Source organism: Polyangium sp. 15x6, assembly GCF_029960785.1.
In the GTDB taxonomy this organism is placed as follows: Bacteria; Myxococcota_A; Polyangia; order Polyangiales; family Polyangiaceae; genus Polyangium.
Map to the genome: position 1 here is coordinate 152,795 of NZ_JASBQE010000018.1, position 8,817 is coordinate 161,611.

The 8,817-nt window shown below is 70.5% G+C and carries 7 protein-coding genes and 1 pseudogene; 7 read left to right on the forward strand and 1 reads right to left on the reverse strand.

Annotated features, from left to right (window positions below; all coding sequences use genetic code 11):
- Positions 1 to 33: 33 nt before the first annotated feature.
- Positions 34 to 2,415, reverse strand: coding sequence for a DNA internalization-related competence protein ComEC/Rec2 (locus QHF83_RS16080; protein WP_282418712.1), 2,382 nt, complete (start codon positions 2,413 to 2,415; stop codon positions 34 to 36).
- Positions 2,416 to 2,764: 349 nt separating this feature from the next.
- Here QHF83_RS16080 and QHF83_RS16085 point away from each other — a divergent pair, with 349 nt between their 5' ends.
- The 7 genes and pseudogenes from QHF83_RS16085 to QHF83_RS16115 all read left to right on the forward strand — a co-directional run.
- The gene (locus QHF83_RS16085) at positions 2,765 to 3,952 is read left to right on the forward strand and encodes a S1 family peptidase (RefSeq protein ID WP_282418713.1); all 1,188 of its coding nucleotides are present in this window, start codon (positions 2,765 to 2,767) and stop codon (positions 3,950 to 3,952) included.
- The gene (locus tag QHF83_RS16090; protein ID WP_282418714.1) at positions 3,949 to 4,806 is read left to right on the forward strand and encodes an ABC transporter substrate-binding protein; all 858 of its coding nucleotides are present in this window, start codon (positions 3,949 to 3,951) and stop codon (positions 4,804 to 4,806) included. Before QHF83_RS16085 ends, QHF83_RS16090 begins: the two co-directional genes overlap by 4 nt.
- Positions 4,803 to 5,564 (forward strand): TlyA family RNA methyltransferase, encoded by a 762-nt coding sequence (locus QHF83_RS16095; RefSeq protein ID WP_282418715.1) that lies wholly within the window; start codon positions 4,803 to 4,805, stop codon positions 5,562 to 5,564. The genes QHF83_RS16090 and QHF83_RS16095 overlap by 4 nt, the downstream gene beginning before the upstream one ends.
- Positions 5,565 to 5,674: 110 nt before the next feature.
- A complete protein-coding gene (locus tag QHF83_RS16100) occupies positions 5,675 to 6,886 on the forward strand; it encodes an ABC transporter substrate-binding protein (RefSeq protein WP_282418716.1) in 1,212 nt (403 codons plus the stop codon).
- Between the two features lie 15 nt (positions 6,887 to 6,901).
- Positions 6,902 to 7,789, forward strand: a complete 888-nt coding sequence (locus QHF83_RS16105) for a branched-chain amino acid ABC transporter permease (protein ID WP_282418717.1) — start codon at positions 6,902 to 6,904, stop codon at positions 7,787 to 7,789.
- 50 nt (positions 7,790 to 7,839) lie between these two features.
- Positions 7,840 to 8,418, forward strand: a complete 579-nt coding sequence (locus QHF83_RS16110) for a hypothetical protein (protein WP_282418718.1) — start codon at positions 7,840 to 7,842, stop codon at positions 8,416 to 8,418.
- 210 nt (positions 8,419 to 8,628) lie between these two features.
- A pseudogene (locus QHF83_RS16115) lies at positions 8,629 to 8,817 on the forward strand (hypothetical protein); the annotation flags it as partial.

The window sequence follows — 8,817 nt, forward strand, 5'->3', positions numbered from 1 at the left end:
AATTTCCTCACGGAAAGACCCGAGATCCCCGCGTCAGCGGGCGGAGGGGCGTGAGAGGTGCACGGCCTCGCCGTCGGTCTCCCAGACGACGTCGCCGCCCCGGTCGGTCCGGGCGATGGTGATGGCGCGGGCGCCGAGCGAGGCGAGGACGCCAGGGTCGGGGTGGCCGTAGCGGTTGCGCACGCCGGAGCAGACGAGGGCCACGCTCGGGCGAACGGCGTCGAGGAAGGGCGGCGTCGTCGAGGTGCGGCTGCCGTGGTGGCCGAGCTTGAGGAGATCGGCGCGGAGCGCGGCGGGGTGTTTTTCGAGGAGCGCGCGCTCGGCCGCGGCCTCGGCGTCGCCGACGAGGAGCGCGGCGTGGCTCCCGTAGGTGATGCGCAGGACGAAGGAGTTGTCGTTCGCGCTCTCGTCGGGGACGAACCCGGGGCAGGGGGCGAGGACTTCGACGGTCGCGCCGCCGATGACGTGTTTGCCGCACAGCGTGTCGGGCCTGCGAATGGGAATCTCACGGTGGCGTAGGTTCGCGAGCATCGCGGCGTAGGTCGGTCCGGAGCCGTGGTCCTCGCCCTGGCCCGTATCCCAGAGCTCGCCGACGTCGATCGCGGGGAGCGTGGAGACGAGCCCGCCGAAGTGATCCGGGTGCGGGTGCGAGAGGACGACGATGTCGACGCGCTCTTTGCGGAGCGCGCGCAAGACGGGGAGCACGACACGCGTGCCCGTGTCGACGGGGCTTCCCATGAAGCCGCCGCCGTCGATGAGCATGGTTTTTCCGTCGGGCAGATCGACGAGGATCGAATCGCCCTGGCCCACGTCGAGGGCGCGCACGCGGAGCAAACCTTTTGAGCTCCCAGCATGTGCGGCGCCCTGCTCGAGCACGAGGAGCGCGGCGAACCCGAGCGCGAGGGCGGCGCCGCGGCGAAGGGCGTCCTTCGCGAGGGCCGCCGCGAGCGCGGCGACGGCCACGGCAGCGAGCTGCGAAGGCGTGGGCGGCGGGAAGGTGACGATCCCGCCGAGATCACTCGTCACGCGAGCGACCGCGCGCACGGCGAGGAGCGCGCCCGAGCCGAGGAGGGCCGCGCCGCGCTCGACCGGAGGGGCCCACGCGAGCGCGGCGTGCAGGAGGCACACGGGCAGCGCCGCGAGCTCGCCGATCGGCGCGGCGAGGAGGTTCGCGAGGATGCCGAGCAGCGACAAGGAGGGCGTCATCATCGCGAGGAACGGCGTACAGCCGACCATCGCGGCGAGCGTCGTGGCGATCGGGCGGAGCACGGCGCGGACGGGCGCGGGGCCACGCACGAGCCGTTCCGCGATGGGACGATCGAGCCCGAGCAGACCCGCCGTCGCCGCGGCGGACAGGACGAACGACGGGTCGCTGCCGACGAGCGGGTCGAGGATCGCCGCGAGGAGGAGCGAGCCGCCGAAGGCACGCACGCCGCTCGGGCGACGGCCGAGCGCGCGCACGAGCATCACGACGGAGAGCATGCCGGCGGCGCGCAGAGCCGAGCCGCTGCCGCCCGCGAAATCGGCGTAGAGCCACGACGTGGGGATCGCGAACGCCGAGGAGACGCGCCCCACGTCGAAGCGCGCCGAGAGCGTCGTGACGCGCAGGAGCAAGGCGCGCGCGGCGGCCGCGAGGCCCGCGACGGCGAGGACGAGGTGCGTGCCGGAGACCGCGAGCAGGTGGGACAAACCGCTGCGGCGGAAGGCCTCGTTGTCGGCCTCGTGCAGATCCGTCTCGCCGAGGACGAGGGCGCGCGCGAGCGGCTCGGCTTCGGGGTGGAACGTCGCCTCGATGCGGCGGCGCACGTGGACGCGGGCGCGATCGATCCACGCGGCGATGCCCTGGCCACGCGAGACCCGTTCGAGATCGACGAGACCCCCCGATGCGGCGACGCCGCTCCGCGCGATGGAGGGACGCGGGTCGGGGAGGCTCTCGTTCAGGAAGAGATGGACCGGGGCGAGATCCGCGACGAGACGCACGCGATCGCCACGCGCGAGGTCCTCGGGCGCGCCGTGGAGCCGCGCGCGGAGCGGCCCTTCGATCGGGCCACGTTCGCAGGCGGCCTGGGAAAACTCGACCTCGATGCGGGCCTGCCCGCGCTCTTCCCCCGGAGGCGCGGATTCACGCTGCACCACCGGCGAACGCAGCACGATGGCTTCTCCTTCGCATCGACCCGGAGGCCCGAGCGCCTCGGTCACGCGCGCGTGCAAGGCCGCGGCCTCGTCGATCGCCGCGCGCGCGCGCAGCGCGCCGAACGCGAGCAAGAGCGCGAAGCCCACGAGCGCCCACCGTTCGAGGTGACGGCGCAAGAGGAAGAGCGAGATCACGGCCGCGAGCGCGGCGGGAAGCGGCGCCCGTGCCAGGGCGGAACCCGCCGCGAGCGCGAGAGCGGTGAGCAGCAGCTTGTCGGTCACGTACCGCGATGCAGCAATCGCCAGGCCGCCCTCGAATCGGCCGGAATTCCGCGCGATCGCTCACCCGAAACCATGGCGCCGCCATGGCGGGCCCCGGCGCCCGCCACCTTGGCGAGGGTGCGCGCGGCGCGCTCTCCCCCACGTCTTGCAATCGGATTGCAGGATTCCGCGCCGCGTAAAACTCACATGGTGCGCGGCATCGACGCACAGAGAACGCGTGCGCGTCCGGAAGCGCCTTCCTACAATGGCGGCTCTCTTGCGCGTGCTCTCCCGATGCATCGTGGTGCACGCGCCTGCCGCTCCCTGGAGGTCGCCGATGTCCCCGTGTCCGCCCCGCGCTCGTTTTGCCTTGTTGTTTGGCGCTCTCGCGCTCGTCGCCGGTTGCGGCGACGTGTCGCAACCGGCGCCCGAGGGCGCCGTCGGCGAAGCGGAGCTCGACATCAGCGGCGGCTATGCGGATGACAAGGACACCGCGGTCGTCGGGCTTTACGCGACGAACCTCGGCGGCATCTGCACCGGCTCGCTCCTCGCGCCGAACATGGTGCTCACGGCGCGCCACTGTGTGTCGCAGATCAACAACGACCAAGGCACCGTCGAGTGCGGCGTCACCAAGTTCGCCCCGCCCGCCGCGCCGAGCAGCTACCTCGTCACGACGGGCCCCGAGCTCTCCCAGGATCCCTCCGTTTACCGCGCCACCAAGGAGGTCGTGCTCCTTCCCGCAGGCGACGACTTCTGCGGTCAGGACCAGGCGATCCTGATCCTCGCGGAGAACATCCCCGAGGCAGAAGCGAAGCCGCTCGTGCCCCGCGTCGACGAGCCGCTCGTCGCCGGCGAAAAATACTCCGCGATCGGGTTCGGCGCGACGGACGGCGCGGGCAACGGCGCGGGCGCGCGTCGCCGCCGCGACGACCTCACCATCACCTGCGTCGCCGACGCGTGCCCTGACTTCCAGGTCAAGACGACCGAGTGGATGGGCAACGCCGGCGTCTGCCAGGGCGACTCCGGCGGACCCGCGATCGACGCGAAAAACCGCGTCATCGGCGTGACCTCGCGCGGCGGCTTCAACTGCTCGACGCCGATCTACGGCTACGTGAAGGCGTGGGATCAGTGGATCAAGGACACGGCCGTCAAGGCCGCGGAGATGGGCGGTTATCCCGTCCCGACGTGGGCGAACGGCGCCCCCACGAACCCCGACTACACGTACACGCCCGGCGACGCCTGCAACGAGCCCGCGGATTGCGCCTCGGGCCGCTGCGTGAACGACGGCAAGGAGCAGTACTGCACGCGCCTCTGTAGCGAGCAGGCGCCTTGTCCCGAGGGCTGGTACTGCGACAGCGACAGCAACGGCCAGGGCGTCTGTTTCAAGCAAGAGGGCGCGTCGTCGGGCGGCTGGGAGGATGGAGAGGAAGACGGCCCGCAGCTCTCGGAAGAGGGCTCCTGCAGCATGAACGCCGATCCGACGAAGCCCGTGCCCTGGCGCGGCGGCATCTTCGCGCTCGCGCTCGTCGCGCTCGGTCTGCGGCGCCGCACGCGGTGAAGCGCCGCTCGTTCCACCTCGCGCTCGTCGCGCTCGCCCTCTCCGCGTGCTCGCGCGGCTCCGGCAAGGACAAACCTCTGCGCGTCGTGTCGCTCTCGCCGAGTACGACGGAGACGATGTTCGCGATCGGCGCCGGAGGCTTGCTCGTCGGGCGCTCGCGGTACTGCGACTACCCGAAAGAAGCCGAGGCGCTGCCCGTCGTCGGCGGCTACGCCGATCCGAACGTCGAGGCCATCATCGCGCTCGCGCCCACGCTCGTCGTCGGCGCGCGTGGCCCCGCAGGTCCCGTGCTCGAAGAGGGGCTGCGCGCCCACGGCATCGACACGTTTTTCCCCGAGACCGAGTCGCTCGACGGCATCACGAGCATGGTCGAAGAGCTCGGCCGCCGCGTGGGCCACGAGGCCGAGGCGAAACGTGTCGCTCGAGGCATCGAGGACAAACGCAAGGCGCTCGCCGCGCTCGTCGCCGGAAGGCCCAAGAAGCGCGTGCTCTTCGTGTTCGACGCGTCGCCGATCGTCGTCGCCGGCCCCGGCAGTTTTCCCGACGAGCTCGTGCGCCTCGCGGGCGGCGAGAACGTCATCACGCGCGGCGGCGCGTACCCGACGATCGGCCTCGAGCATTTGCTCGCGCTCGATCCGGACGTCCTGCTCGACGGCGCCTCCGACATGCGCTCCACCAAGACGCTGCGCGAGCGCGTCGAGAACGCCCCCGGCTGGCGCGAGCTCCGCGCCGTCCAGAAAGGCCAGATCCGCGTCGTCGGCTCCGACGTCTTGCGCCCAGGCCCCCGCATCGGTGATGGACTCTTTGCCGTCGCCCGCGCCATCCACGGCGACTCCCTCGCGCCACCACCATGACCCGCTCGCCCGCCCGCGTTCGCGCCGATGCCCTCCTCGTCACCCTCGGCCTCGCCGAGAGCCGCGCCCAGGCGCAGGCCCTCATCATGGCCGGCAAGGTCACTTGTAGCGATGCGCGCGTGGACAAACCCGGCGCGCTCCTCGCGCCCGACGCGCCCCTCCGCGTCGCTTCGCCGCCGCGCTTCGTTTCCCGCGGCGGCGACAAGCTCGACCACGCGCTCACGTTCTTCGCCGACCAGGGTCTCGACGTCGCCGGCCGCCGCTGCCTCGACGTCGGCGCCTCCACGGGTGGCTTCACGGATTGCCTGCTCCAGCGCGGCGCCGCGCTCGTCGTGGCCGTCGATGTCGGCTACGGACAGCTCGCCGAGAAGCTTCGCGCCGACCCTCGCGTCGACGTCCGCGAGCGCGTGAACGCGCGCGAGCTCAGCCGGAGCGATCTGCCCGCGGGCGTCGATCTCGTCGTCGTGGACGCCTCGTTCATCGGCATCGGCAAGCTCATCGCCGCCATCGCGGCCTTGCTCGATCCGGGCGCGGATCTCGTCGCGCTCGTAAAACCGCAGTTCGAGGCGGGTCGGGAGGCTGTCTCGCGCGGGCGGGGCGTCATCCGAGATGAAGAGACGCGGCAGGCCGCGATCGCCGCAGCGCGTCGGGCCGTCGAGGAGGGCGGGTTCGAGGTCGTGGCCGAGGTCGACAGCGCGGTTCATGGCCCGAAAGGCAACGTGGAGCGGTTCGTCTGGGCGCGCCGCCGCGCCGGCTGATCCCGAGGCCGCGCGCGCTCGGGGCTGACGACATGCGGCGATGATGGTACTCATCGGCGCGGCACGGGCATCGCGCGGTTTTCGCGGCCCTTGCCGGCGAGGAGAGGTCGATGCTCGGACGACGGCGTTGGGTGATGGCGATCGTGGCCCTCGGCGTGAGCGCGCTGGGGCTGGCCGCGTGCACCCAGAAAGACGCGCCGCAGAAGGATGCCGCGGGCAAGGATCCGAGCGTCCCCGCGGCGGCCGAGCCCTGGAGGGTCGGCGCGTACCTGAGCCTGTCGGGCGCCGAGACGCAGTTCGGCATCGAGACCAAGGAAGGCATCGAGCTCGCGGTCGACGAGGTGAACAAGAAGGGCGGCGCGAAGGGCCGGCCCGTGAAGGTCCTCTACGAGGACAACAAGTCGAACCCGCAGGAGACGAACAACAAGGTCCTGCAGCTCATCACGCGGGACAAGGTCGTGGCTCTGCTCGGCGAGGTCGCCTCCTCGCGCTCCACGATCGGCGGCATCGTCGCGAACAAGCACAAGATCCCGATGATCACGTCCTCGGCGACGGCGCCCGAGGTCACGCAGATCGGGCCGTTCGTCTTCCGCGTCTGCTTCACGGACGACATGCAGGGCCAGATGGGCGCCGAGTTCGTGGTGAAGACCATGGGCAAGAAGCGCATCGGGATCCTCTACGCCTCCGACGATGTCTACTCATCGGGCCTCGCCGCACAGTTCCGCGACGCGGCGAAGAAGCTCGGCGGCGAGATCGTCGTGGAGAAGAGCTTCATCAAGACCGAGACGAACTTCACCACGTACATCAACGAGATCCACGATGCGAAGCCGGACCTCGTCTACGCGCCGATCTACTACAACGCGATGGTCCCGATCGCGCGGCAGGCCAAGGCCGCGGGCATGCCGGGCAGCATGTTCGTCGGCGGCGACGGCTGGGACGCCGAGACGCTGCTCCAGGACGCGGGCGAGGAGATGGAGGGCGCGTACTTCACGAACCACTACGCGCCCGACGTCCCGTGGCCGAACGCGCAGGCCTTCCTGAAGGCCTACAAGGAGCGCTTCAAGCGTGATCCGTCGAGCCTCTCGTCGCTCGGCTACGACTCGGCGTTGCTGCTCTTCGACGCCATGGGCCGCGCCAAGGGCGACACGCCCGAGGCCATCCGCGACGCGATCGCCGAGACCAAGAATTTCCAGGGCGCGACGGGCGCGATCACCATCGACCCGAACCGCAACGCGGACAAGTCGATCGTGATCGTTCAGATCAAGAACAAGAAGTTCACCTACTTCGCCACGGTGAACGACAAGGCGGCTGCGAAGCCCTGAGGGTCGAGTGATTCCATGGCCATGAAGATCGTCAACGCCCTCATCACGGGGCTCGCGCAGGGGTCGATGATCGCGCTCGTCGCCCTCGGCTACACGATGGTCTACGGCATCCTGAAGCTCATCAACTTCGCCCACAGCGAGGTGTTCATGATGGGAGCCTTCCTCGGCTTCTTCGGGATCACGGCGCTCGGGGGCAAGGACTCTCCGCTCGTCGCCGGCGTCGGCGGGACGCTGCTCGCCATGGTCTTCGCGGGCCTGCTCGGCATGCTCGTCGAGCGCATCGCCTACGCCCCGCTCCGCACACGCGGCAAGGGCAAGGCGAACACCCGCGTCACCCCGCTCGTCACGGCGCTCGGCATGAGCGTCCTGCTCCAGAACCTCGCCCAGCTCCTCTTCACCGCGCAGTACCGCGGCTACCCGCAGCTCTTGCCGATCGAGGACACGCGCAAGGTCATCTTCATCTCGGCCTTCTCCGTGATGATCGCGCTCCAGTTCCTCGTGCACAAAACCTGGATGGGCAAGGCGATGCGCGCGCTCAGCGTGAACATCGAGGCCGCGCGCCTCATGGGCATCCGCACGAGCCGCGTCATTTCGATCACGTTCATCACGGGCTCGGTCCTCGCCGCGCTCGGCGCCGTCCTCTACTGCCTCGATCAGTCGCAGGTCTATCCGACGATGGGCGTCGTCATCGGCACGCGCGCCTTCGTCGCCGCCGTCATCGGCGGCATCGGCAACATCCCGGGCGCGATGCTCGGCGGCCTGCTCATCGGCATCATCGGCGAGATGACCAAGCTCACGGCGTACTCCGGCCTGCAGGATGTCCTGGTCTTCACGGCTCTCATCGCCGTCCTGCTGGTCAAGCCCACGGGGCTGCTCGGAAAAGCCTCGATCGAGAAGGTTTGATGCGCGTCAGGCCCTGACCGACGGGCCGCTTGCGTACTATCCTTGGGCTGATGATGCGGCGCTTGATCCTCGCCTCCGCCTTGGTCCTCGGCGCCTGCGCGCCGGGCGCTCCGGCCAACTGGGCCCGCGGCGGCGCGATGCTCGACGTGCCCCGCGCGCGCTGGGTCGTCGGCACCGCCGTCGTCGACCTCTTCCCCGACGGCCGCGTGATGCTCAACGAGACCGAGGAGTTCACCGTCGACCGCGGCGGGCGCGTCTACGATCCGAACAACGACCCCGTCGCGCTCCTCGAGCCCGGCGGCAAGCTCGTCGGCCCCGGCGACAAACTCCTCGGCAACGTCGGCATCCTGCACGCCTCACAGGGCGACGAGCCGCACGCGTGGCTCAGCGTCATGCCCACGGGTGAGGTCGTCCGCTACGAGGGCGACGGCGGACGCAGCTCGCTCGGCGTCTGGATCGGCTGCAACCAGACCTATCTGCAGCACCAGACGTGCACGCTCGTCAGCCATCTGCTCACGCCGCGCATCGTCGCGCAGTCGCGCAACGCGAATACGCTCATGCCGAATGGCCTGGGGTACGGCCCCGGCGGCTACATGCCCGGCATGGGGTTCGGTTTGCCCTACCGTTGATCGCCCAGTTTTCCCGCCTGGAACGTCATCGTTCCGCGCAATCCTTCGCGCCCCTGGGCCATCGAATCCGGCGCACGGGTGGTGTCCGGCACACGTTGGGCTGACCCATCCTCCCAGGACGAACCTGCGATGCAGGCCCCGGGAGACGTGTGGGCATCGGGGGGGTTGTCGGCGCGGGCGGGCGACGCCTCCGGATCAATGGAGGTTCGGATGAACGTTCGTAACATGGTCCTCGCCTCGACTCTGGTGCTGGTCGGCGTGGTCGCCGCGCAGGCCTGCGGCGGGAGCGACGAGGGCGGCGGCGGGAAGGGCGGGACCGCGGGCGCGGGCGGCGGGACCGGCGGGACCGCAGGTGCGGGCGGCGGGACGGGCGGGACCGCGGGCGCAGGCGGTGGGACG

Coding starts and splice junctions, on each gene's coding strand:
- QHF83_RS16100 (WP_282418716.1), top strand. CDS start 5,675: ATGCTCGGACGACGGCGTTGGGTGATGGCGATCGTGGCCCTCGGCGTG.
- QHF83_RS16110 (WP_282418718.1), top strand. CDS start 7,840: ATGATGCGGCGCTTGATCCTCGCCTCCGCCTTGGTCCTCGGCGCCTGC.
- QHF83_RS16105 (WP_282418717.1), top strand. CDS start 6,902: ATGGCCATGAAGATCGTCAACGCCCTCATCACGGGGCTCGCGCAGGGG.
- QHF83_RS16095 (WP_282418715.1), top strand. CDS start 4,803: ATGACCCGCTCGCCCGCCCGCGTTCGCGCCGATGCCCTCCTCGTCACC.